The organism is Streptomyces sp. WM6386, from assembly GCF_000972385.1.
Taxonomy (GTDB): domain Bacteria; phylum Actinomycetota; class Actinomycetes; order Streptomycetales; family Streptomycetaceae; genus Streptomyces.
The window spans coordinates 26,069-49,641 of sequence record NZ_JXTE01000013.1; the positions used below are offsets into that span (position 1 = coordinate 26,069).

Sequence of the window (23,573 nt, forward strand, 5' to 3'; positions counted from 1 at the left end):
CCAGTCCCCTTACTTGACGCCGGTGAAGCTGATGGTGCTGACGATGCGGCGCGCGAACGCACCGAAGAGGACCAGCATCGGGAGGGCCGCGATGAGCGTGGCCGCCATCAGGCCGGACCAGTCGTAGCCGGTCTGCGGGGTCTGCGCCCGGAAGATGGCGAGTGCCACGGTGAGCACGCGTGAGCTGTCGCTGTAGGACACCATCAGCGGCCAGAAGTAGTCGTTCCAGGAGGTGATGTACGTCAGCACCCCGAGTGTGAGGATCGGCGTGGACGCCATCGGCAGCATCACCCGGAAGAAGATCCGGATCTTGCCGGCGCCGTCGAGCAGGGCGGCCTCCTCGACCTCCCGGGGCACGTTCATGAAGAACTGGCGCAGGAAGAACACCGCGAACGGCGTCATGAACATCGTCGGCAGGGCGATGCCCAACAGGTTGTCGACCAGGCCGAGTTGTTTGATGAGAACGAAGTTCGGCAGCAGGGTGAAGATGGCCGGGACCATCAGACCGGCCAGGAACAGCCCGAACACCTTGTCCCGTCCGCGCCACCGCAGCCGGGCGAAGGCGTAGGCGGCCATGGCGGAGAAGAAGATCTGGCAGACGGTGATCAGGGTCGAGACGACGACCGAGTTGATCAGATAGCGCCAGAACTTCAGTCCGCCGCCGGAGCCGCCCTGGGCGATCGCCTCCTCGGTGGACTGCAGGCCCAGCGCCCGCTCGAAGCCGCCGGTGGTGAAGTCCACCGGCAGCGGGTCGCCGGGGTGGGCAGCGAGGGCGGCGTTCGAGGACAGCGCGGTGCGCAGGATCCAGTAGAACGGCAGCAGGGTCACGAGGATCATCGCGGCCATCGCCACCCAGGCCACGACCCGTCCCAGGGACGGGCGGCGTCGGACAGGACGTACACGGGGCGCCGCAGGTGTGGTCGGTGCGGTCACAGCAGTCATGTCGGTGTCTCCCCTCTCAGCCGAGATCCGTCTGGCCGGCCCGGGTGAGCCGGTACTGCAGGAAGGTGATCGCGCTCAGGACGACCAGCAGGGCCACCGACATCGCGGAGGCGTAGCCGAACTGGAAGCGGCCGAACGCGGCGCCGTAGATGTAGAACTGGAGCACGTTGGTCGCGTTCGCCGGACCGCCGTTGGTCGTCACGGCGACCGTGTCGAACACCTGGAACGACCCGATCACGGTCATGATCAGAACGACCGCCAGGACCGGCCGCAGCAGCGGCATGGTGATCCGCCAGAACATCCGCCACTCGCTCGCGCCGTCCACCTTCGCGGCCTCGTACATGTCGTTCGGAATGGCCTGGAGCCCCGCGAACAGCAGCAGCGCGGTGTACCCGACGTGCCGCCACACATTGATCAGGGCGATCGTCGGGACCGCCCAGGTCTCGTCGGCCAGGAACGGGATGCGGTCGAAACCGAGGCCCGCGATGATCTCGTTGCCGATGCCGAGCTGGGTGTCCAGGATCCACAGCCAGACGATGCCCGCGACCACGTTGGACATCAGATACGGCGTGAGCACGACCCCGCGCAGCACCGCCGACTGTGTCAGCCGTTGCAGCAGGACGGCTATCGCGAGCGCCGAGACCGTCTGGATGCCGATGTTGATGAACACGTACTCGACGGTCACCCTCAACGAGTCCCAGAAGATGGGGTCGTGGACCATCCGCGTGTAGTTGTCGAGGCCCACCCATTCCGCCGGGGTCAGCAGGTTGAAGCGGGTGAAGCTCAGGTAGATGCCCCGCAGTGTCGGCCAGAGCAGGAAGACCAGGAAGCCCAGCAGGGCCGGTGCGATGAACACCGCGGCGAGCCGTCCGTCGCCCCCGCCCTCGCGGGCCCGCGCCTTCCGCGTCCTGGGTTTTGTCGCTGCCCCCTCGGCGCTGCCTATGGGCAGACGCGACGGGGGGCTGCTGGAGGCGATGGTCATCGGGAGACTCCCTCGTCTACGGCGGCTCGTCCTCGGGGCACTTACTTTTGTAGCGAAAGAATCCAGACGTCAAGAGGCGTGCAAACATCTTTTCCAGGCCACCTTGAGTGACGTAGAGTGGTCATATTGGTTTCATGGCAAAAGAAATCTGATGGGGGAGACTGACCTGCATGACCGCAGTAGCCGCCAGCTGGCATCCACTGAGCCCCGGTGAACGCTCGGTGGCGATCGAGGTGCTCGTCAACGGACCGCTCTCGCGTACCGAGCTCGCCCGGCGCCTCGACCTGTCGGCGGGCAGTCTCACCCGGCTCACCAAGCCCCTCATCGAGTCGGGCCTGCTGATCGAGGTCCCCGAAGCGGGAGCTCCTGCCGAGGTGCGTACCGGTCGCCCCTCGCAGCCGCTCGACGTCGTCGCCGAGTCCCGCTCCTTCATCGGCTTCAAGATCACCGACGACATGGTCTACGGCGTCGTCACCACCCTCAGAAGTGACATCGTGGCCCGCCACGACCGCCCCCTGGCCACCCATGACCCGGCCGAAGTAGCCGATCTGCTCGCGGAGATGACCGACGAACTCGCCCATGCGCACGGCTCACGTCTGGCCGGCATCGGCATCGGGGTGGGCGGCCTGGTCCGGCGGCGCGCCGTCGTGGGGGAGTCCCCGTTCCTGCACTGGAGGGACGTCCCGCTCGCCGAACTGGTCGAGGAGCGCACGGGATTGCCGGTCGTGCTGGAGAACGACGTCGCCGCCCTCGTCGAGGCCGAGACCTGGTTCGGCGCCGGCCGCGGACTCGAGCGCTTCGTCGTCCTCACCATCGGCGCCGGACTCGGCTACGGACTGGTGCTGGGCGGGCGCCGGGTGCCCTGCGCCGAGGAGGACCGCGGCTTCGGCCGGCACTGGATCGTCAACTCCAACGGTCCGCTCACCCCCGAGGGTGAACGCGGCAGTGCCGTCTCGTTCCTGACCATCCCCAACATCCGCTACCAGGTGCACGCCGCAACCGGCCGCGACCACAGCTACGAGGAGATCCTCGCCCTCGCCGCCGCGGGCGAGCCCATGCCCGCCCGGGTCATCGACGAGGCCGCGCGCGCTCTCGGCACCCTGGTCGCGCAGATCTCCAACTTCGCGATGCCGCAGAAGATCCTGCTCGCCGGCGAAGGCGTCGGCCTGATGGACGTCGCCGGGAAGTCCGTGTCCGAGGCCGTCCGCGCCGGACGGCACCCGCTGGCCGCCCCCGTCGACCTGGAGACCAAGGTGTCCGACTTTCACGACTGGGCCCGCGGAGCGGCCGTTCTGGCCATCCAGGTGCTGGTGCTGGGTACGGCGGAAGCGTGAGCTCCGCCACGGTCGGGGCGCCCGAACTGCCCGATCTGCCTTGACAGATGTACGTGATCAGCAACACGGTCCGAAATGCCCGAATTACTCGTACTTACTCACGCGGCCTTCACCTCCGTAGCCGTATGCTTCACACCATGTCCACCACTGTTGAATCCGCCTTCGATAGGACGGCTGACGAGGTCAACGAGGAGATCAGGGCCCTGTGGCTCCGGTCGGGCGGGACACTGAGCGGCGAGCAGCGCGAGGAGTACCGGCGGCTCGTCCTGGAGTGGGCCGCCGCGGCCCCGCAGTCGGACTGACGCCTCCACTCGGCAGACCCTCGACGGCACCCGCTCGCACGGGTGCCTTTTTCATGACCCCTTCACCTTCCCCTGCCCCGGCCGGCGCCGGGGCCGCCCCCTCAGCCCCAGGTCGCCGAGTAGTACCGCTGATATGCCTTGCGGTCCTGCTCGGCGCGGATGTACCGCGTCGCCACCAGCGCGATCAGACTGCCCCCGACCACCAACAGCCCCGGACCGACGTTCCGGGTGTCCGTGAGCCGGGCCAGCAGCGTCTGCGTGGTCGCGCCGACGCCCGAAGCGGGAGCCGAGGATCCCGGCGAGGCCGCACCGGGGGCGATCGCGCCCTGCGTGGCCGCCGCGGACGGCGCCGGCGAGACACCCTGCTGTCCGGCCCCCGCCTGCTGTTGCGACACGATCATCTGGACCCCGAGCTCACTCATCGCCTTCGTCACCGGCTGGAAGAACGTCGTCCCGCCCGTCGTGCAGTCACCGCTCCCGCCGGACGTCACACCGAGCGCGATCCCCTCGGAGAACATCGGCCCACCGCTGTCCCCGGGTTCGGCGCACACATTCGTCTCGATCAGCCCGGTGACCGTGCCCTCGGGGTAGTTCACCGTCGCGTTGAGCGCCGTGACCGTACCGTCGCGCAGTCCGCTCGTACTGCCGCTGCGGAACACCCGCTGCCCCACGGTCGGATCGGCCGCGCCCGTGATCCGTACGCCGTTGCCGTCGCCGATCGCCACCACGTCGGCGCCGTCCCCCGCCCGCCCGCCGTCGTACTGGACGAGGGAGAAGTCGGCGCCGGGGAAGTTCTGCTCGATGGTCTTGCCGATCTGCGTCCGGCCCCGGTTGTCCGCGAACCAGACGGAGCCCGTGGGGCCGCAGTGCCCGGCGGTGAGGATGAAGTCGCTCTGCCCGTTGGTCACGTTGAACCCCGCCGAGCAGCGCCCGCCGGTCGACAGGATCGGCTGCGCCCCGTTGACACGGGTCGTGAAGGTGCCCTCGGTGCGCTCCATGCGGACGAAACCGCCGATGTTCTCGGCCAGTTCGGTCATCCGGGACCAGTCGGCGGCCGAGACGGTGCTGTCGGCCCGTACCACCACCTCGTTGGTCCGGTAGTCCACGGCCCAGGACGTGCCGGCCACCCGGGGCGCCGAACGCAGCGTGCCGGTCGCCGACTTGAGGTCGTCCATGCTGTGCTGCACCACCTTCGCGGTGGCGCCCGCCTCGCGTACCCGGGCGGCCGTGTCCTTGTCGGTGACGGCGACGACCGGCCGGCCCTCGGAGTCGATCCAGGAGCCCGCCGTACGGGACGTGCCGAGCCGCGACACCAGGTCGGAGCCCATGGCGGAGGCCGACTGCGCGGTCGTACGCGGCAGGGCGGAGGCGTCCGAGGACTCGCTGGCCATGGCGCGCGTGACCATCACCGAGCCCAGAAGGAGTCCGCCGACGGCGGCCAGCCGTGTCACTCGCCGGACCATCCGTCGTCGTGCGTGCCTCATGCATGGCTCCCGAACCCCGAACAGCACGGCATCAACACCGCGTGGCGCTCCGGTAGTCGAGCGCCCTCGTGTCATACGTGGCCCGAGGCGTCTGCGTTCACCTCTTGCGTCCCACTCCGCCGTACAGGGCCACCTGCTGCGGCTCGGCGCCGTTCGTGCGCTCGGGACGCCAGCGCGAGCACGACACCACCCCCGGCTCCAGCAGGTCGAGTCCGTCGAAGAACCGGGCCACCGCCTCGGGCGGGCGCTGCGTCAGCCGGGGCGTGCCGTGCGCGTTCCAGAACCGCACGGCCTCGTCGACGTCCGGCATCGACGAGTGGACGACGGTGTGCGACAGCACGAGATGGCTGCCGGACGGCAACGCGTCCATGAGCCGTCGCACGATGCCGTACGGGTCCTCCTCGTCGTCGATGAAGATGACCACACCGAGCAGCAGCAGGGCGACCGGGCGCGTGAAGTCCAGGGTGGTGGCGGCCCGTTGGAGAATCTGCTCCACGTTGCGCAGGTCCTCGTCGAGATGGTCGGTCGCCCCCTGGGACGTGCTGGTGAGCAGGGCGCGGGCGTGGACCAGGACCAGCGGGTCGTTGTCGACGTAGACGATCCGTGACTCCGGTGCCAGGCGCTGGGCGACCTCGTGCGTGTTGTCCGCGGTGGGGAGCCCGGTGCCGATGTCGAGGAACTGGCGGATCCCGGCCTCCGCGACGAGATGCCGCACCGCGCGCCCCAGGAACGACCGGTCGGCGCGCGCGTACTCGCCGATGCCCGGGTGCAGTTCACGGATCCGGTCACCCGCCGCGCGATCGACTTCGTAGTAGTCCCCGCCGCCCAGCCAGTAGTTCCAGATCCGCGCCGTGTGCGGCTGCAGCGTGTTGATCCGCCGGCGCAGTGATGCGGTGAGGTCCTCGGCGTCCGTCACAGGGCTCGGGTCTCCTGGAATGCCTGGTGGAGTACTTGGCGTACGACGTCAACCGGCAATCTAAACGGCAAAGTTGATGTTTGGTGAGGGGGCTGCGGCACTTTCCGTATTTTCCGTGAGCGAGGCCCGGCTGCGCGCGTCGCCCCACACCGATGCCGGACCCACGAAGGGGCGCAACAACGCGATGAGCGCCGGGTCCGCGCGCCCGTTCAGTTCGTCGGAGGCCAGCTTGCGGGCGATCCCGGCGAGGAAGTCGGCCAGCAGGATCCGCGGGTCCCAGCGCGCCTGCGCCAGCTCCAGACCGGCGAACCCGATCCCGGCCCGCGCCGCCTGCTCCTCGATCCACGCGATGCGCTGCTCGGTGAGCATGTTCTGCCGGTCATGAACCATCCGCACGGTGCGCCCGCCCGCGCTCCAGTGCGCGACCGTGTGCACGATCGCGGGCAGCAGCGGATTGAGTACGGGGATCAGGGGCGGCCCTTGGAGCAGGCGCGCCCGGTAGGCGTCGGCGCGGGGCCGGGCCGCCGCGAGCCGCTCCAGGATCTCCGTACCGGGATGGGCGCTCCGCAGGTCGTCCACCGTGCGAAAGAACCCGTCGACGGGACCGTCCGCCTCCCCGTCGACCCGTACCCGCAACAGCCGGTTGGCCGCGTCGAGGAAGTCCCGCCACCGCTCCTCGCCGAACTCCCGCCGCCCCAGCCGGTACAGCGCGAGCGCCTGAGTCCCGTCGCCGAGCAGCAGGTCGACGGCCCGGTCCACGACGAAGTACGCCTTCTCGGTGAGATGGACATGGGCGTGCCCGTCGATCGGGCCCGAGGGCGAGAGCAGCCACTCCAGGACGTCCCGGTGCTTCTCCCGCAGCAGATGGTTGGCCTTGTACTCGGTGGCGGGCGAGCGGATCCGGTCCCGGACCTCCTGGACGTACGCGGCGGCGACCTCCGTCGGCATGGACACACTGCCGTGCGAGAACACGTCTGTGTTGCCGCCGGTGAGGTTCTCCCCGTCCGACCCCGACTCGTCGCACACGATCTCCAGCGTGCCGCGTACGCCGTCCCCAGGTTTCCAGGTCACGTAGAAGCCCCCTGTCCGGTGCGTCACCACCAGCATCCCCCGGACGAAACCAGAGGTGAACCGAATTGTTCGCGCCCCCGGAAGCAACGGCCCGATGATCCCTGCCTAGACTCCCCGCCATGAGCGACACGCAGCTGGACCGGCTCGGTGCCGGGAAGTATCTGCTGATCACCAGCTACCGCAAGAACGGCAGCCCGGTTCCCACCCCGGTATGGGTGGTGCGCGACGGGGAGACCCTCGGCGTGTGGACGGTCGCCGACTCCTGGAAGGTCAAGCGGATCCGGGCCCGCGCCGACGTCCTCGTCGGCCCGTGCGACCTGCGCGGCAACCCGACCGGCGACCCGGTCCGGGCCACCGCCGAGATCTGCGACGCCGAGACCACCGCCCGTTACCGCGGGCTCCTCGCCCGAAAGTACGGCATCGTCGGCCGGCTCAGCCTCCTCGGCAGCCGACTGCGCCGAGGCGCGAACGGCACGGTCGGCATCCGCGTCACGCTGTGACGGACGCAGAACACGGCCAGGGGGCACGGACCGACCGTCCGTTTTCGTCACTCGCACAACGTCCCCGTATCGGGCGGCTGTTGAGCGTCTCTAATCGGCTTGGGTTTCCTGGGCGGTCCCGGGTGTTCGGGATCGCTCGGGTGGGTGACTCGGCCATGGCCGTCTTGGGACGGCGGTGGTGTGGGCGTGACGGTGGAAGCCTGCCCCGAGTCTGGCCCCGTCCGGCCGGTGTGGCCGTGCGGGGGTGCCGATCGCGTTCGGTCCCTGCTGCCGTGTCCGCTCCTGGGTGGGGCGTTTCGGGTGCGTGGGGGGCCGCCCCGCCGGACGCTTGCCACCCGGCCGTGCCGTGGGGGCACGGTTATCGGGTGGGGCGGGGACCCTGCGCCGCTTCCCGGGCACAGGGCGTTTTGCTGTGGGGCCGCTCTTGGTGCGGTCCCGGGTCTGGTGCTGGACCGTGCTGGTGCGGTCCAGGGCCTCGACCACCGTGCGGATGACGAAGGCGTTGCTGGTGCGGTCGAGGCTGGTCTTGTGCTGGTGGGTCAGGCCGCGGGCGCCGATCCGCTGCCAGGCGGCGTGGTCCCGGTCGGTGCTGTACCCGCACGCCTGGTTCGGGCAGGTCGCCCAGGCCTAGCCCGCCGTCCGGTCGCCTGGGGCTTTGTGGTGGCGGAATTCGGTCAGGCACCGGGGGCAGTACTTCGATGTGCCCCCGGGGCGGGACGATGACTACCGCGATCCCTCGGGCGGCGGCCTGGTGACGGGCCTGGAACGCGGCGATCTGACGGGTGCGGGCCAGCAGCATACCGTCGGCCACCGCCTCGCCCTCGGGCAGTGCGGCGCGCAGCGCCTCCCACTCGGCCCCGGTGCGCCGGGCGGGGTCGGCGGGCCAGGCCGCGAGGAGTGCGGCGGTGATCCCGGCCCGCCACCAGGCCGAGCGCAGCACCCGCCCGGCCTGCTCCTGCGCGATCCGCACCACCCGGTCCGGCACATACACCCCCTCCGGCACGGTCACCGGCCAGCCCAGACGCCGCAACGCCATCCACCCCTGCGACGGCAACCGGGTCCCCAAGCGGTCAACGCCGGAGGCGAGCTGGGCCAGATCGGCCCCGTTCCAGTGTTCCTGGACCACGCAGGCCGCGAGGCGTTCGACCAGAGCGGTCAGCCAGCCGGCCCGCTCCACCAAAGCCGCCTCGCCGAGCTGCTCCCCGCTCGCCGCATCCACACCCCGCAGCGCACGGGCACAGGCCGCCGCAACCTGCTGCACCTCCCCGTCACCCACCACAACCCTGCGCCGCACCCCACCCACTCCCTCACACACCCACGCCCGGCCCGACGATCACATCAACGGCCAAACCCCTGTGCGGGTTACGCACTCCCATGCGCCCCACCTGCAAAGCCCAGAAGAACCTAGGATGACCAGGCCAATCGGTCAACTGGTAAGCACCCTGTACCGGTCCGGGCGAGCGCGCCAGGGCCGCCAGAACCGCCACGGCGGTCACACATATTCGCCGGGCACGGATCAAGGTTCACTCCTCAAAACCCAGAGCGCAGGCGTCCCGTCGGTCCCGGAAAGCCTCTCGCGTCACAGAGGAGGGGTGCGGAGCATCTGTGGGTTGTCTGTGAGGAGGGACGGGTGATGGCCGAGGGATGTGATCAAGCCAGCGGAGCGTGCACAGGACTGGCGTGCCGTACGACGGGAAAGGCCCCCACAATGAGCCGAACCCCCTTTCTCCGCGCGGCAGTCGTCGGCACCGGTCACCGCGCCCAGATGTACACCCGGGCCCTCGCCGCCCGCCCGGGCCACCAGGTCGTCGCCCTGTGCGATCCCAGCCCGACCCGGATGGCCTTCCACAACCGGCTGCTGGCCGAGGCCGGTGAAGGCGCCGCCACCCAGTGGGAACCCGAGCGCTTCACCGACCTGCTGGCGAAGGAGGACATCGACGAGGTCGTCGTCACCACCGTCGACGCCGCCCACGACCACTACATCGTCCCCGCCCTGAAGGCGGGCTGCCGCGTGGTCACCGAGAAGCCGATGACCGTCGACGCGGACCGCTGCGCCCGCATCCTGGACACCGTCCGGGAGACCGGCAACTCCCTTGCCGTCGCCTTCAACTACCGGTTCAACCCCGTGCACGAGAAGGTGCGCGCCCTGCTCGCCGAGGGCGCGATCGGCGAGGTCGTCTCCGTCCATTTCGAGTGGCTCCTCGACACCCGCCACGGTGCCGACTACTTCCGCCGCTGGCACCGGGACAAGCTCAGCAGCGGCGGGCTGATGGTGCACAAGGCGGGCCACCACTTCGACCTGGTCAACTGGTGGCTCGCCGACGTACCGCACGAGGTCTTCGGCTACGGACGACTTGCCTTCTACGGCAGTGCGGCGGGCGAACGCCACGGGCTGCGCCGCGACTACGAGCGGGCCCACGGCGCCGAGCCGGCCGCCGACGACCCCTTCGCCCTGGACCTGGCGGCCGACGACACACTGCGCGCCCTGTACCTGGACGCCGAGCAGGACGACGGCTACGTCCGGGACCGCAATGTCTTCGGCGAGCCCGTCACCATCGAGGACGACATGGCGGTCCTGGTGCGCTATACGCGGGGTGCGACGATGACGTACCACCTCACCGCCTACTCCCCGTGGGAGGGCTACCGGGTCATGTTCAACGGCAGCGCCGGGCGGCTGGAGCTCGAGGTCGAGGAGAGCCGCTGGCAGCGGCCGTCGACGCGGATCACCTCCGGCACCGGAGCGGTGCACGGGGACGCGGCCGCGGAGCACGCCGGGGGTGCGCGGCTCGTCCTGCGGCCGCTGTGGGAGCCGCCGGTCGAGGTGCCGCTCGTCACCGCGCACGAGGCGCACGGTGGGGGAGACCCGCGGATGCTGGAGGCGCTCTTCGGTCCCGTGGGCGCGGGCGCGGTGACGGGAGAGGAGGCGCATCCGACGGCCACGGAGCGCGACGGGGCCCTCGCACTGGCCGTCGGGCTCGCCGCCAACCGGTGCTTCGAGACGGGGCGGCCCGTGGCCGTGCGGGCGCTGATCCGTGGAGTGTGGGACGACTGAGCTGATGCGCGAGGCGGGTCGGGTGTCTACCAGGAGATCCGACCGGGAACGGTGGAGCGGCCCGGCCGGTCAGCTCCAGGCGCGGTAGGGCTCGTCGACCAACTGGAAGACGGGCTCGCCGCGCACCGGGTCCTTGGCCGCGGACAGCCGCACCCGGTCCCCGCTGTGGATGCCGATGAGCGGGCCCATGACCCGGCCGCGCACGACGAACCCCTCGGCCATCTCGATCATCGACACATTGCGCGCGGCGGGGGTGTTGCGGTGCACCACCGAGGAGTGACGGACGATCCCCACGCCCTCGCTGCGCTCCGTGCGCAGGTCGCTGCCCTGGCAGACCGGACAGAGCAGCCGGTGGTACATCGCGGTGCCGCACCAGGTGCAGCGCTGGAAGTGCATGGCGTCGGATGCCGGGGCCGAGGGTTCGAGCAGGCCCGTTGCGGAGCCGAATCCCTGACGGGCAACGCTGGCTGAGTGGTGGTACACGCTGGTCAACTCCCTGCGCTCGGGCGGAATCCCACATGCCCGGTTCGCTGTGCCACCGTGCACGCCATCAATGTATGGCACTGAGTGCCGCCCGTAAAGGTACTGCGTACCCTGAATTCTCGGCAGTCCCCGTCAAGGGACCAGTCGGGGGCCCAGTTGGGGATCAGTCCTCGCCGAGCGTCGCCTCGATCTCCCGGACGACCCGCCACAGGGGCACCCCGCGCCGGGAGACGAGGACCACGAGGTCCTCGGTGTGCTCGGCATCGGAGGGCGGTGTGCCGAACGCGGACCCGACGTACCCGAGCGCGTGGTCCATCTCCGTACTCACGTCGGCCTCACCGTCCGAGCGCAGCCAGGAGCGCAGCGCGTTGTTGTGCGCCGCGGCGACGGCCGCCGCGACCACGTCGGCCTGCAGGGCCCCGTCGCGCCGCCCGGCGAGCCGTCCGCGGAGGTAGTCGGCGAAGGCGCGCTCGTAGCGCCACACCACGGAGAGCTCGTACGCGCGCAGTCCGGGAACCTGCTTGGTGAGCCGATAGCGCTGCACCGAGAAGGCCGGGTTCTCCGTGTACATCCGCAGCACCAGCCGGACCGCGTCGCAGACCCGCTGCACCGGCTCGTCCGCGTCGTCGCCGGCGGCGAGGAAGGCTGTCACGTCGGCCAGGCAGCCCTCGTGGTCGGGGAAGACCACGTCCTCCTTGGAGGGGAAGTAGCGAAAGAACGAGCGTCGCCCGACCCCGGCGAGCGACACGATGTCGTCGACCGTGGTCTGCTCGTACCCCCGCTCCGTGAACAGCTGGAAAGCCGCTGCGATCAGGGCGTCCCGCATGGGCGGCTTGGTGGGGGCCGCTTCCGTCTTCTCGCTCATGGACGGGAACGTAACACCGAAGCGGCATGGACAGCACTTAGTGCGCTCTCATGGGGAACTGAGTGCCGCGAGTTCCAGCGATCGATCGTATTGATCGGAAGTGATCGATACGATTGTGGGCGTAGAGTGAGCGATTCGGGATCACGCTCCGCGTCGGCCCGTAGATCGTTCGTCCGGCCTCGCCCCAGGGGGATTCCATGCGACTGCACGTCGACCAGCGTCATGAGCGGGTGCTCGAACTAGTCCGGCAGCGGGGCAGCCTCCGGGTCGCCGAACTGGCCGCCGAACTCGGGGTCTCCGCGGTCACCCTGCGGCGCGATGTGGAGGCGCTGGCGGCGCAGGGCCGGGTGCAGCGGCTGCATGGTGCGGTGGTGTGGCCGGGGGAGGGGGCGGTGGAGGTGCGGGAGCGGGAGCGGGAGCGGGCGGAGAGTGCCGAGGGTGTCGTGATCGGAATGATCGTTCCGACCACCAACTATGTCTTCGTCGACGTCGTCCGCGCCGCTCGCGAGGCCGTGGCCGCCCAAGGGGGCCGCCTCGTCCTCGGGGTGACCGGGTATGTCGACGCCGAGGACGCAGTGCAAGCCGAACACCTGGTCTCCGGCGGGGCGCAGGGGCTGCTCGTCTCGCCCAGCTGGTTCGGCGGCGTTCCCACAGACGGTCAGGAGAAGTGGCTGCTGGAACACAACGTGCCCGCGGTGCTGGTCGAGCGCTCGGCGCCGCCCGGCAACCCGGCGGCCGGACTCGACCGGGTGCGTACCGACCGTGCGCACGGTGCCGCTGTCGCCGTCGGCCATTTCGCCTCGCTCGGCCACCGCAAGGTCACCGCCGTGATGCAGGAGGGCCCGCACGCCACACAGATCGCGGCCGGTTTTCAGGCTGCCGTGCAGTCCCTGGGTCTCGACGTCGACGCGGGTGCTCCCAGCGTGCGCGAACACGGGGACTACGAGGCCAGCGTCGATTACCTGATCGACGCGGTGAAGAAGCGCGGCGTCACCGCGGCGCTCGTGCACAGCGACGAGGACGCGATCGTGCTCGTGCCCCGGCTCCAGGCAAGCGGTATCCGGGTGCCCGACGATCTGGCGCTCATCGCCTTTGAGGACGAGGTTGCCGGCCTCGCCGACGTCCCGCTCACCGCGGTGGCCCCGCCCATGCGAGAGGTGGGGGAGCAGGCCGCCAGGCTGCTGCTGCAGCGGGTCGCGGAGCGGAAGGCCGGCCGGCGGCCGGGTCCGCGTCAACACCTCGACCTGCTCCCGGAGTTGAGGATCCGCTCGTCCTGCGGTGGCGATTCCTCGGCGAGTTAAAGCTGAGCGATCGATCGATGAGCGTTGCGCGATCGTTTTGATTGTCTTGCACGAACGCTCTTGACTCCGATCGTGTGCGCACAAAAGATGTCCTCCGACCGCCTCTTTCCGTACGAGGTCTCGTAGGAGCCGTACATGACGCGCACTTCACGTTCGTTCCGCACCGCCGCCGTAGCCGCCGTCGCAGCGCTGGGCCTGTTCGCCACCGCCTGCGGCGGCGACGGTGACACGTCCGACTCCGCGTCCGACGGCAAGCCGGTCACCCTGGACTACTGGACCTGGACACTCGGCGCCAAGTCGACCGTGGAGGCGTTCAACAGGACCCACAAGGACGTCCAGGTCAAGTTCACCGAGATACCGAGCGGCACCGAGGGCTACAGCAAGATGGCCAACGCGGTGAAGGCGGGCAACGCGCCCGACGTGGCCACGATCGAGTACCAGATGGTCCCCGAGTTCGCGAGCCAGGGGAACCTGATCGATCTGACCGAGTACGCCGGTGAAACGGTCAAGTCGAAGTTCCCGGAGTCCATCCAGAGCCTCGTGACCTTCGGCGGCAAGACCTGGACCGTCCCGTACGACGCCGCGCCGCAGCTGTACTACTACCGCACCGACCTCTTCGAGAAGTACGGCATCGAAGTCCCCAGGACCTGGGACCAGTTCAGGACGGTCGCGGAGAAGGTCAAGAAGGAGGACAAGAACGTCCGCCTGGCCTCCATGCCCAAGAGCGACCCGGCACTGCTGGCCGCGCTGTCCTGGCAGGCCGGCGGCAAGTGGTTCGCCACCGAGGGCGACGCGTGGCGGGCCGGCGTGAACGACGCCGACACCAAGAAGGTCGCCGCCTACTGGGACGGTCTGGTCAAGGACGACCTCGTCCAGACCTTCACCGGCTGGAGCCCCGAGGAGACCAAGGCCCGCGCCTCCGGCAAAACCCTCTCCTTCCTCGGAGCCTCCTGGTCCGCGGGCGGCATGAAGACCTCGATGCCCGACCTCGCCGGCAAGTGGGCCGCCGCCCCGATGCCCAACTGGGGCACCGCCGCCAGCGGCAACTACGGCGGCACCTCCTACGGTGTCCTCAAGGGCAGTGACCACGCCGAGGCCGCGGCCGAGTTCATCACCTGGCTCACCACGCAGAAGGCCGGCGTCGAGGCCCGGCTCGCCGACCTGGAGTCGCCCAGCAGCGCCCTGCCGGCCAACCCGGAGATGCGGGAGGTGGCGGCTGCCAAGTTCGACACCGCGTACCTGAAGGGCCAGGACCTCTACGCGCTCGCCTCCGAGCAGGTCGACACCATCGTGCCGGGCTGGACCTGGGGCCCGAACCAGATGGACGTCTACACCGCCGTCCAGGACGCCACCGCCAAGTCCGGCTTCACGACGGGAGTCGACGCGGGCCAGGAGAAGGCGGAGTCCGGCATCACGGAGCGCGGCCTCAAGCTCACGAAGTAGCGCGCCGGGGCGACCGCGACCGCATCCGCAGCCGCCCCGCACGGGACGCCCACCGGACGCGCCGCGCGACGGGCCGGATCCGCACCTGGACCCGAAACGCCCTCCGCTTCACACCTCACGCACCTCGGTCAGGCCTGGCGCCGTGTCCCACCGGCGCCACGCCCCCGCCGCCTCCGCCACCGACCAGACCCTCCGGCCACCGCCCCGGCCACTCGCCCGCACCCCGCACGAGCCCCACCCACCCCGCCGTCAAGGAGCCCCCGTGGCACTCTCCTCCGCCCGACCCGCGAGCCGGTCGGCCGTGCGTCGGCCCCCGGGCCGGCCGCCGGGCGTCTCGAAGCTGCGACGCAGCCGGCGTCGTACCGCCGCGCTCTTCATCGCTCCGTTCTTCGTCCTGTTCGCCGCGGTGATGGCGGCACCCATCGGCTACGCGGTGTGGATGAGCCTGTTCCAGGAGCGGTCCTCAGGACTCGGCTTCGGCGGCACCGAGCGCGTCTTCGCCGGCTTCGCCAACTATGCCAACGCCCTGGGCGACGCCGGGTTCCGGAGCGGCTTCGCGCACATCGCGCTCTACTGCGCCCTCTACATCCCGGTGATGATCGGCGGCTCGCTCGCCCTCGCACTCCTCGTCGACTCGGCCCTCGCCCGCGCCAAGCGCTTCTTCCAACTCGCCCTGTTCCTGCCGCACGCCATCCCCGGACTGATCGCTTCGATCATCTGGATCTATCTGTACACCCCCGGCCTGAGCCCGGTGATCGACTGGATCGGCGCGCTCGGCGGGTCCTGGGACTTCTACAGCAACGACCATGTGCTCGCGTCGATGGTCAACCTGTGTGCCTGGCAGTGGATGGGCTACAACATGGTCATCTTCTACGCCGCCCTCCAGGCCGTCCCGCGCGAAGTGATCGAGGCGGCCGTCGTGGACGGAGCCGGCGCCCTCCGCACCGCCCTCCAGATCAAGGTGCCGATGATCGCCTCCGCGGTCGTCATGACCGTTCTGTTCACCTGCGTCGGCGCGATCCAGATCTTCACCGAGCCGAAACTCCTGGGCCAGCGGGGCGCGCCCTCCATCGACACCGAGTGGTCGCCCACCCTCTTCATCTGGAAGGCCGGCTTCGTACAGCACGACTACGGTCTGGCCGCCGCCGCGTCCCTGGTGCTCGCCGCACTCGGCGTGGCCCTCTCCTCTCTCGTCACCCGGCTCGGCAACCGGTGGAAGGCGGCCACGTCATGAGCACCCTCACCCACGACACCGCACCCGACACCCGGCACGAGGCGGATCACCGCACCCCCGCCCCCACCCGCAGCCGTAGCTCCGCGGGCACCCTCCTGTCCAAGGGCGCGGTCAACGGCATCCTGCTCGTCGCCGCGTTCTACACGCTCATGCCGGTCAGCTGGCTCCTGTTCGCCGCCACCAAGAACCACCGCGACCTCTTCGCCACCTCCGGCTTCGCCTTCGGCGACTTCAACCTCTTCGCGAACCTCGAGCACCTCTTCACCTTCAACGACGGCATCTACCTGCGCTGGTTCGGCAACAGCGTCCTCTACTCCGTGGTCGGCTCCGCCGCGTCCACGTTCCTGTGCGTCGCCACCGGCTACGCCTTCGACAAGTACGACTTCAAGGGCAAGGAGAAGCTCTTCGGCCTGGTGCTCGGCGGCGTCCTCGTCCCCAGCACGGTCATCCAGCTGCCCATGTACCTCCTCGCCACCAAGGCGGGCGTCGTCAACACGTACTGGGCGCTTCTCCTGCCCGCCCTCGTCAACCCCTTCGGCGTCTATCTCGCCCGCGTCTTCTCGGAGGGCTACATACCGAACGAGGTCCTGGAGGCGGCCCGGGTCGACGGAGCCGGCGAACTGGGCATGTTCGCGCGGATCTCCCTGCCCATGCTGGCCCCCGGCTTCATGACGATCTTCCTCTTCTCGTTCACCGCGAGCTGGAACAACTTCTTCGGTGCCCTCGTCATGCTCAACGACGACAAGCTCTACCCGGTCAACCTGGGTCTGTTCATGTGGAACAGCACCACCGCCCAGCAGCCCGAGTTCTACTCGCTCGTCATCACGGGCTCCCTTGTCGCCGTCGTCCCGCTGATCGTCGCGTTCGTCTGCCTGCAGCGCTTCTGGCGCTCCGGCCTGACCGCCGGCGCCGTCAAGTGACGCTGCCCGCCCCGGAAGGCACCCTCCTGAACACCATCCACCCGCCGGCCGCCCTGCCCCGCCCGCACACCCTCCTCGCCATGGGCGCCACCATCCACCAGCGGCTCCTGACCGAAGGCGGCCTCGACCGGCTCGCCTCCGTCGCCCACGTCGACACGGCCACCGTCGTCACCGACCTGACCACCGCCGACGCCCGCCAACTCGCCGCGACCGAGGTCCTCTTCACCCACTGGGGCGCACCGGAGCTCACCGAGGAGGCCCTGCAGAGACTGCCCCGGCTGCGCGCGGTCGTGCACGCGGCCGGCTCGGTCAAGCACCATGTCACCGACGCCGTGTGGCGACGCGGCATCGCGGTCTCCTCCGCGGCCGCCGCCAACGCCCTGCCGGTGTCCGAATTCACCCTGGCCGCCATCCTGTTCGCGAACAAACGCGTCCTCGAGGTGGCCCGCGGCTACGCCACCGCCCGCGCCCAACCCGACCTGCTGCCGTACTTCAGCGGTCACGGCAACTACCACCGCACGGTCGGCATCGTCGGCGCCTCCCGCATCGGACGCCGGGTCATCGAGCTGCTGCGCCCGCACGACCTCGACGTACTCCTGCACGACCCGTACGTCGACGAACAGCGGGCCCACGCCCTCGGAGTGGAGCCGGTCGGCCTCGACGAACTCGCCCGCCGCAGCGACGTGGTCTCCCTCCACGCGCCCCAACTTCCCGAGACGCGCCACATGTTCGACGCCCGCCGCATCGCACTCCTCAGGGACGGCGCCACGCTGATCAACACCGCGCGGGGCTCCCTCGTCGACACCGCCGCCCTCACCGGGCACCTGGTCAGCGGCCGTGTCCACGCCGTCCTCGACGTCACGGAACCGGACGTGCCTGCCGCCGACTCGCCGCTGTACACGCTGCCCAACGTGCTGCTCACCCCGCACATGGCCGGCTCCCTCGGCAACGAGCTGCACAGGACGACCGACTGGGCCATCGACGAGGTCTCCCGATACGCGCAAGGCTTGCCGTTCGCCCACGAGGTCGGGTCCGAGGAACTGTCGCGCTCGGCCTGAACACCCCACACCCGAAGGGAAATCCAGTGCAGGATCGTGTTCTGGTCGTCGGCATCGACGGCGTACGCCTCGACGTACTGCGGCGCCTGCCCACCCCGCACCTCGACGCCCTGGCAGCCGACGGCTTCCTCACCCCCATCGAGGTGGACGCGGACACCCCGACCATGTCGGGCCCGTGCTGGGCGACCGTCGTCACCGGCGTATCGGTGGCCAAGCACGGGGTGTGGAGCAACAACTTCACCGGCCACCGGCTCGACGTCTTCCCCGACTTCACCACCCGCCTCGCCGAGAAGGACGGCAGCCGCACGTTCGTGGCCGCCGGCTGGCAGCCCCTGATGCAGGTTCGCGGCGGCGGCCCCCTTTTCCGGGCCCCGTCCCGATCCGTCTACATCGCACCCACCGAGGACACCCCGCCGGCCTGGGAGGAGTGCGACGAGCAGATCATCACGGCGGCCACGCACGTGCTCGCCGAGGAGGACATGCGGGCGTCGTTCGTCTATCTCGGCGCACCCGACGAGACGGCGCACTTCCTGGGCTGCGGCGAGGAGTACGAGACCTCGATACGACAGGCCGACGCCCGCCTCGGCCGACTGCTGGTGGCGGTGCGTTCCCGGCCTTCGTACGCCGACGAGCGCTGGACCGTCCTCGTCGTCACCGACCACGGTCATGTCGACGCGGGCGGTCACGGCAGGCGTACGACCGAGGAGCGCACGGCGTGGCTGGTCGCGGCGGGTCCGGGCATCGGCGCGTCGCCGCCCGTCGTGCGTCACGTGGATGTCGCGGTCCAGGCGCTGGTCTCCGCCGGCCGTCATCCGGACCGGCACTGGTCGATGGACGGCCGCCCCTTCGCCGCCCGCCCGCATGCCGTCCTCCTCGACATGGACGGCACCCTCGTGGACACCGAGTCGCTGTGGCTGCGCACGGTCCGCGAGACCGCACCCGATGTCGACGTGACCCACGTCCTGGGCCGCTCGGTCGCCGACACCGCCGCCCATCTGCGCACCCGCGCCGACGCCGACCCGCGGGCCCTCGCCGCCGACCTGGAGGCGCGCTTCCTGGCGGCCGTACAACAGGAGGTCACCCCGCTGCCGGGCGCCCTCGACCTCCTGGACCTCCTCGCGGAGACCGGCATCCCCGCGGCCCTGGTCTCCGCCTCCTCGCGTCCCGTCGTGGACGCGGTCCTCGGCGTGCTGGGAGCCCACCGTTTCCGTACGACGGTCGCCGAAGGCGAGACGCCTCGCACCAAGCCCGCCTCGGACCCCTACCGCGCGGCGGCCCGCGCGCTCGGCGTCGACCCGGCGGCCTGCCTCGCGGTGGAGGACTCACCGACCGGCGTGAGGGCAGCGGAGGCGGCGGGGTGCCGGGTGCTCGCCGTCCCCTCGTACGCGCCGATCGATCCCGCGCCCCGGCGGACCGTGCTCCCCGACCTGAAGGGGATCGGCCCCAGGGAACTGTGGACGGCGGGACTGTGACCGCACAGAGCGCGGACCTCACATGATCTCGCAGGTAGGAATTTTGTTCGACGAATGCGTGCCGCATACGATCGCCCCTCGCCCGTAGCCGCCGAGGAGACCCGCATGCCCCGCATCCTGTACGTCACCGACCTGGCCTACGAGGCTCGCGGGCGCCGGTACTGCGACGAGGACATCTTCCTCACCTCACGGCTGCGCGAGGACTTCGACCTCGCCCTGTGCGACCCGCGGGACGCGGCGGCGTTGATGGACGCCTTCGACGCCGTCGTCGTCCGCAACAGCGGGCCCGTCCTCACTTATCAGGACGCCTACGACGCCTTCCGCGAGCGGGCGACCGCGACCGGGGCCCGCGTCTACAACCCTCTGTCCGGCAAGGCCGACATGGCGGGCAAGCAGTATCTGCTCGACCTGAGCGCGGCGGGGTACCCCGTGATCCCCACGGTCGACAGCGTCGACGACCTGCACCGGTTGCCCCAGACGGACCGGTACGTCGTCAAGCCGAAGCTCGGTGCCGACTCGATGGGTCTGCAGATCGTGACCGGCGACCGTGTGCGCGACCTCGTAGGCGAGGGCGTCCTCGTCCAGCCGTGCGTCGACTTCGCCTACGAGGTGTCCTTCTATTTCGTCGACCACGACTTCCAGTACGCGTTGTACGCGCCGCATCCTGACCGGCGCTGGCAGCTGGAACCGTACGAACCCACCGACGACGACCTCGGGTTCGCCCGCCGGTTCATCGACTGGAACGCCATCGACCACGGTATCCAGCGCGTCGACGCCTGCCGTGCGCCCGGTGGCAAGCTGCTGCTCGTCGAGCTGGAGGACCTGAACCCCTATCTGTCCCTGGACGCGCTGAGCGACGGCGGCAGGGACGCCTTCGTGGCGGCGATGACGGCGTCCCTGCACCGGTTCCTCGGGGCACAGGGACTCACCCCAGCCTGACGGTGATCCTCTGGGTGGCACCGGACAGCGTGGTCATGTCGCCGAAGACCAGCTGAAGTGCGGATCCCGTGGTCGCCGAGGTCACCGTGGACGGCTTCGACACCACCGCGGACACCGCCCGGTTCCAGGTGAGGGTGAGGCCCGTGTTCATCCGCTTCGGATCGCTGACACAGATCACCGCGGTGCCGTCGCTCTTCTCTGTGATCATCACGGAGCACGCATCGCTCGCGACGAGGCTCCCGACCGTGCCGCCGAACCAGAAGTTGACGCCGGTGAAGCCCAGCGAGGGCACAAAGACGCCCTGCTGGTCGTCGGTGTTGGCGAGGACGGTGAGCCAGGTCGTGGCGGCGGCCCGCGCCTGGGTCCGGGCGGCCGTGGCGCCCGGCATGAGGAGATAGGCGTAGGTGCCGTTCGTCGGGTCGGTGCCGTGGTCGACGTACAGCGTCAGGTACTTGCGGTTGAGGACCGTCGTGGAGCCACCCCTGTTGACGGCGCTCCAGGTGCCCTCGCGCGAGTCGCGCAGTGCCTGGACGGTCGCGCCGCCGGGGAAGACATAGCCGCCCATGCCGCCGAGATGCGCCCAGGTCGCGCCGGTGAGCGTCTCGGACCAGGGGTAGACGGCCGGCTTGACGGTGCCGTCGACGGTGAAGGAGTGGCTGCCGGTGGGGCCGAGGTTGCGGTTCTCGATCGTCGACTCCACGGTCGTGCCGTCGGTGCACTTGATCCCGGCGCCGAGACACAGGATCGAGTCGTCCAGACAGAACCACGACTTCTTCGCCAGGAGCGTGGACTGAAGGCCCTTGAGGTACTGGCCGATCGCGGCCCGCTGTCCGTCCGTGGCGCCGCCCACCCAGTTCACATCCGGCAGGGAGGCGCCCCAGTCGCCGCCGGCCGCGTCCGCGAGCACCCGGCGCGAGGCGGTCGTGCCGGGCAGCCGGTACGGGTCGACGGTGGGCCAGAAGGCGTCGCTGTACTGGCCGTTGGCGTAGGTGTCGCCCCACCAGTAGAGCATTCCGGAACCGGTGTGCCAGCCGCGCAGGTTCTCGCCGTTGCCGGTCTCGTAGTAGGTGATGCGCCGGTCGGCCATGCTGATCGACGCGGCCCAGCCGGGTCTGCGATGCGTGGCCCGTGCCATGTTGGTGAACAGGCGGTGGGCGGTCGGCTCGGCGATCGCGGTGACGGACGTGTCGTCCAGGACGTCCTTGAGCCGGGCCAGACTTGTCAGGCCGAGTGCGGGGTTGCTCATCGGCGGGCTGTAGTAGTCGCGCTGCATCCAGCCTTTGACCAGGCCGCGCCAGCGGGCGTTCTCCGTGCTGCTCGCGCCCTGTCCGAGGAGCACGATCGACGCGAGGATCGGATGACCGCGCAGGTGGTCGTTGTGCTGAAGCTGTTTCGTGTCGGTCGCGGACAGGCCCCGGCTGATCGCCCGGCCGGACACCCCGTCCATCACGAGCCCGTTGTAGACGAAGGGCGCCCACGCGTTCTCCACGGCGTCGAACACGATCTGCCGGTTCGTGTCGGTCACCGCCCAGCTCGACCCGGTGAGCAGCGCGAACAGCATCCCGAGGCCGCCGAGCATGACCGAACCGTACGAGCCGGTGTACGGAACGGTCGTGTGCTGGATGAACGAGCCGTCGGTGTAGAGACCGTCGCCGCCGCTCACGTACGGGAAGACGGGGGAGAGGGCGTCGCGGGCCAGCGCGACCTTCGCGGACGAACCGCCGACGATGCCGCGCAGCGCCAGCACCCGGCACAGGTCGACGCGGTTGGCCCCGGTGCTGGTGCCGGTGTAGTTCGCGACGGCCGAGTCGGGCACGAAGTGGTCCACGGCGGCGACGTAGTCGGTGATCTGTGCCGCCGACAGCTGGTCGTACATCAGCACGCACACGTCGAGCAGGGCCTGCGGTGCGCCGATCTGCCAGCTGTACCAGTTGCCGTAGCGGGTCCGGCCGGCGTTGTAGACCTCGGAGTGCAGGTGGTCGAGGCCGGTGAGGATCGCCGTCCTCAGGCTCGTGTCGCCGGTCAGCCCCGTGCCCTGCTGGCGGTAGGCCTGCGCGAGCGTGCTCAGCCGGTTGTAACTCGCGTTCATGTTGCCCGAGTAGCCGTACGACTCCTGGTCGGTGTCGGGCTCGGGATCCGCGTACACCAGATCCGGCCACAGCGAACCGGTTACGGGAGTCATGGAGGACTGCAACTGGGCCGCGGTGGTACCCAGTTCGGTGAGCCGGCTCTTGAAGGGCTCGACGGTGGGACTGAACCCCTCGCCGAGGAGCAGGGTGCGCCACTTCGCTCGCAGCGTCGTGAACTCGTCCGTCTCCGCGGCCTGGAGGGCGGACGCGGGGACAGCGCTCGACTGTGCGGGGAGACCGACAGCAACAGCGGTACCGGTGCTTGCGGCCAGAAAGCCGCGGCGTGACCAACGAGTCGTCATGACGGCGCTTTCTAGCACGCCATCGATCAAACGCTCAATAGCTCACACCAAGCTGAGCGTATCGATCGTTTGCTGGTGGATGGATCCGCTGAACTCACCGGGCCGCGGCCGCGTATCACTCCGCGAGGGGACGGGCCCGACCCCTGGCTACGGGACGGAAGGAGAGCGAGATGCCGACACCGCCCGAGCGCGGTCAGCAGCAGGACCCCCCGCCCCTGGAACCGATCCGGGTGCTGCGCCCGCGGCGCACCGATGCCCTGGCGGAACTCTTCAGGGAAGTGCCGCAGGAGAGCGCCCGCTACGAGTCCGTGGTGATGCCCCGACGGCTGTCCGGCTCCGAGGACGAGACACAGGAACTGCCACCCGTCCCCGCCTACGACGGTCCCCGCCCCTTCGGCTCCGGCCCCGGTCTGCGCCGCGCCGCCGTCGTGGTCGGCGTGAGCGCGGCGGCACTCATCGGCTTCGGCTGCGCCCTCCTGCTGCCGGGCCGCGGCGACGCCACCGCGGCACCTCCGCCGTCCGCCGTTCCCACCCCCTCCGCCGCGACCACCCCCGCCGCCACCGACCCCGACGGGCCCGGCACCCTGCGCGAGGGCGCCAGCGGCCCCGAGGTGACCGACCTCCAGCAACGCCTGCTGCGCATCCCCGACGTCTACGCGAACGGCTCCACCAGCGGGACCTACGACCCCGTCCTCACCGAGGCCGTGGCCCGCTTCCAGGTCTGGTACGGCATCCGGGGCGACGAGAGCGGCGTCTACGGCGACGACACCCGGCTCGCACTGGAGTCCCGTACGGGCTGAACTCTCGAACGCCGGATAACACAAGGAGAAAGAACACCGGACCA

General features: G+C 70.0%; 21 protein-coding genes. 12 read left to right on the forward strand and 9 right to left on the reverse strand.

What is annotated here, in order from left to right; genetic code table 11:
- Positions 1-9 precede the first annotated feature (9 nt).
- The gene (locus tag TN53_RS10475) at positions 10-942 is read right to left on the reverse strand and encodes a carbohydrate ABC transporter permease (RefSeq protein WP_046258196.1); all 933 of its coding nucleotides are present in this window, start codon (positions 940-942) and stop codon (positions 10-12) included.
- A gap of 16 nt (positions 943-958) precedes the next feature.
- On the reverse strand, positions 959-1,924 hold the full coding sequence (locus tag TN53_RS10480; protein WP_046258197.1) for a carbohydrate ABC transporter permease: 966 nt from the start codon (positions 1,922-1,924) through the stop codon (positions 959-961).
- A gap of 170 nt (positions 1,925-2,094) precedes the next feature.
- Here TN53_RS10480 and TN53_RS10485 point away from each other — a divergent pair, with 170 nt between their 5' ends.
- Together TN53_RS10485 and TN53_RS47790 are read left to right on the forward strand one after the other, a co-directional pair.
- Positions 2,095-3,258, forward strand: a complete 1,164-nt coding sequence (locus tag TN53_RS10485; protein WP_046258198.1) for an ROK family transcriptional regulator — start codon at positions 2,095-2,097, stop codon at positions 3,256-3,258.
- A 137-nt stretch (positions 3,259-3,395) separates the two neighbouring features.
- Positions 3,396-3,560, forward strand: coding sequence for a hypothetical protein (locus TN53_RS47790; RefSeq protein WP_199924550.1), 165 nt, complete (start codon positions 3,396-3,398; stop codon positions 3,558-3,560).
- Positions 3,561-3,661: 101 nt separating this feature from the next.
- Here TN53_RS47790 and TN53_RS10490 read toward each other — a convergent pair whose 3' ends face one another.
- From TN53_RS10490 to TN53_RS10500, 3 genes are all read right to left on the reverse strand, one after another.
- A complete protein-coding gene (locus TN53_RS10490) occupies positions 3,662-5,044 on the reverse strand; it encodes a S1 family peptidase (protein WP_046258199.1) in 1,383 nt (460 codons plus the stop codon).
- A gap of 97 nt (positions 5,045-5,141) precedes the next feature.
- Positions 5,142-5,960 (reverse strand): SAM-dependent methyltransferase, encoded by an 819-nt coding sequence (locus TN53_RS10495; RefSeq protein WP_046258200.1) that lies wholly within the window; start codon positions 5,958-5,960, stop codon positions 5,142-5,144.
- Between the two features lie 60 nt (positions 5,961-6,020).
- Positions 6,021-7,031, reverse strand: a complete 1,011-nt coding sequence (locus TN53_RS10500; protein ID WP_046258319.1) for a hypothetical protein — start codon at positions 7,029-7,031, stop codon at positions 6,021-6,023.
- Positions 7,032-7,150: 119 nt separating this feature from the next.
- Between TN53_RS10500 and TN53_RS10505 the strand changes: the two genes are divergently transcribed.
- Positions 7,151-7,531 (forward strand): PPOX class F420-dependent oxidoreductase, encoded by a 381-nt coding sequence (locus TN53_RS10505; protein ID WP_046258201.1) that lies wholly within the window; start codon positions 7,151-7,153, stop codon positions 7,529-7,531.
- A gap of 358 nt (positions 7,532-7,889) precedes the next feature.
- Here the strand turns inward: TN53_RS10505 and TN53_RS47220 are convergent, their stop codons facing one another.
- A complete protein-coding gene (locus tag TN53_RS47220) occupies positions 7,890-8,825 on the reverse strand; it encodes a hypothetical protein (protein WP_159038111.1) in 936 nt (311 codons plus the stop codon).
- 414 nt (positions 8,826-9,239) lie between these two features.
- On the opposite strand from TN53_RS47220, the gene TN53_RS10515 reads away from it, so the two are divergent.
- On the forward strand, positions 9,240-10,583 hold the full coding sequence (locus TN53_RS10515) for a Gfo/Idh/MocA family protein (protein ID WP_046258203.1): 1,344 nt from the start codon (positions 9,240-9,242) through the stop codon (positions 10,581-10,583).
- 69 nt (positions 10,584-10,652) lie between these two features.
- Here the strand turns inward: TN53_RS10515 and TN53_RS10520 are convergent, their stop codons facing one another.
- Positions 10,653-11,066 carry a Zn-ribbon domain-containing OB-fold protein gene (locus tag TN53_RS10520; protein WP_046258204.1) on the reverse strand — a complete coding sequence of 138 codons (414 nt, stop codon included), beginning with the start codon at positions 11,064-11,066 and terminating at the stop codon, positions 10,653-10,655.
- Positions 11,067-11,229: 163 nt separating this feature from the next.
- Positions 11,230-11,892 carry a TetR family transcriptional regulator gene (locus TN53_RS10525; RefSeq protein ID WP_046258205.1) on the reverse strand — a complete coding sequence of 221 codons (663 nt, stop codon included), beginning with the start codon at positions 11,890-11,892 and terminating at the stop codon, positions 11,230-11,232.
- A 236-nt stretch (positions 11,893-12,128) separates the two neighbouring features.
- On the opposite strand from TN53_RS10525, the gene TN53_RS10530 reads away from it, so the two are divergent.
- The 7 genes from TN53_RS10530 to TN53_RS10560 all read left to right on the forward strand — a co-directional run bounded on the left by TN53_RS10530 (position 12,129) and on the right by TN53_RS10560 (position 20,298).
- Positions 12,129-13,232, forward strand: coding sequence for a substrate-binding domain-containing protein (locus TN53_RS10530; RefSeq protein ID WP_046258206.1), 1,104 nt, complete (start codon positions 12,129-12,131; stop codon positions 13,230-13,232).
- A gap of 135 nt (positions 13,233-13,367) precedes the next feature.
- On the forward strand, positions 13,368-14,675 hold the full coding sequence (locus TN53_RS10535) for an ABC transporter substrate-binding protein (RefSeq protein WP_046258207.1): 1,308 nt from the start codon (positions 13,368-13,370) through the stop codon (positions 14,673-14,675).
- Positions 14,676-15,084: 409 nt separating this feature from the next.
- Positions 15,085-15,909: a carbohydrate ABC transporter permease gene (locus tag TN53_RS10540; RefSeq protein WP_420719095.1), complete on the forward strand. Its 825-nt coding sequence runs from the start codon at positions 15,085-15,087 to the stop codon at positions 15,907-15,909.
- Positions 15,906-16,829 carry a carbohydrate ABC transporter permease gene (locus tag TN53_RS10545; RefSeq protein ID WP_046258208.1) on the forward strand — a complete coding sequence of 308 codons (924 nt, stop codon included), beginning with the start codon at positions 15,906-15,908 and terminating at the stop codon, positions 16,827-16,829. The genes TN53_RS10540 and TN53_RS10545 overlap by 4 nt, the downstream gene beginning before the upstream one ends.
- Before the next feature lie 80 nt (positions 16,830-16,909).
- The gene (locus TN53_RS10550) at positions 16,910-17,887 is read left to right on the forward strand and encodes a hydroxyacid dehydrogenase (RefSeq protein ID WP_046258321.1); all 978 of its coding nucleotides are present in this window, start codon (positions 16,910-16,912) and stop codon (positions 17,885-17,887) included.
- A gap of 26 nt (positions 17,888-17,913) precedes the next feature.
- On the forward strand, positions 17,914-19,359 hold the full coding sequence (locus tag TN53_RS10555; protein WP_046258209.1) for an HAD-IA family hydrolase: 1,446 nt from the start codon (positions 17,914-17,916) through the stop codon (positions 19,357-19,359).
- Positions 19,360-19,464: 105 nt separating this feature from the next.
- The gene (locus TN53_RS10560) at positions 19,465-20,298 is read left to right on the forward strand and encodes a hypothetical protein (protein ID WP_234441552.1); all 834 of its coding nucleotides are present in this window, start codon (positions 19,465-19,467) and stop codon (positions 20,296-20,298) included.
- Here the strand turns inward: TN53_RS10560 and TN53_RS10565 are convergent.
- On the reverse strand, positions 20,285-22,729 hold the full coding sequence (locus tag TN53_RS10565) for a polysaccharide lyase 8 family protein (protein WP_046258211.1): 2,445 nt from the start codon (positions 22,727-22,729) through the stop codon (positions 20,285-20,287). The genes TN53_RS10560 and TN53_RS10565 overlap by 14 nt on opposite strands.
- A 170-nt stretch (positions 22,730-22,899) precedes the next feature.
- Between TN53_RS10565 and TN53_RS10570 the strand changes: the two genes are divergently transcribed.
- A complete protein-coding gene (locus TN53_RS10570) occupies positions 22,900-23,529 on the forward strand; it encodes a peptidoglycan-binding domain-containing protein (RefSeq protein ID WP_046258212.1) in 630 nt (209 codons plus the stop codon).
- The last annotated feature ends 44 nt before the right edge of the window (positions 23,530-23,573 follow it).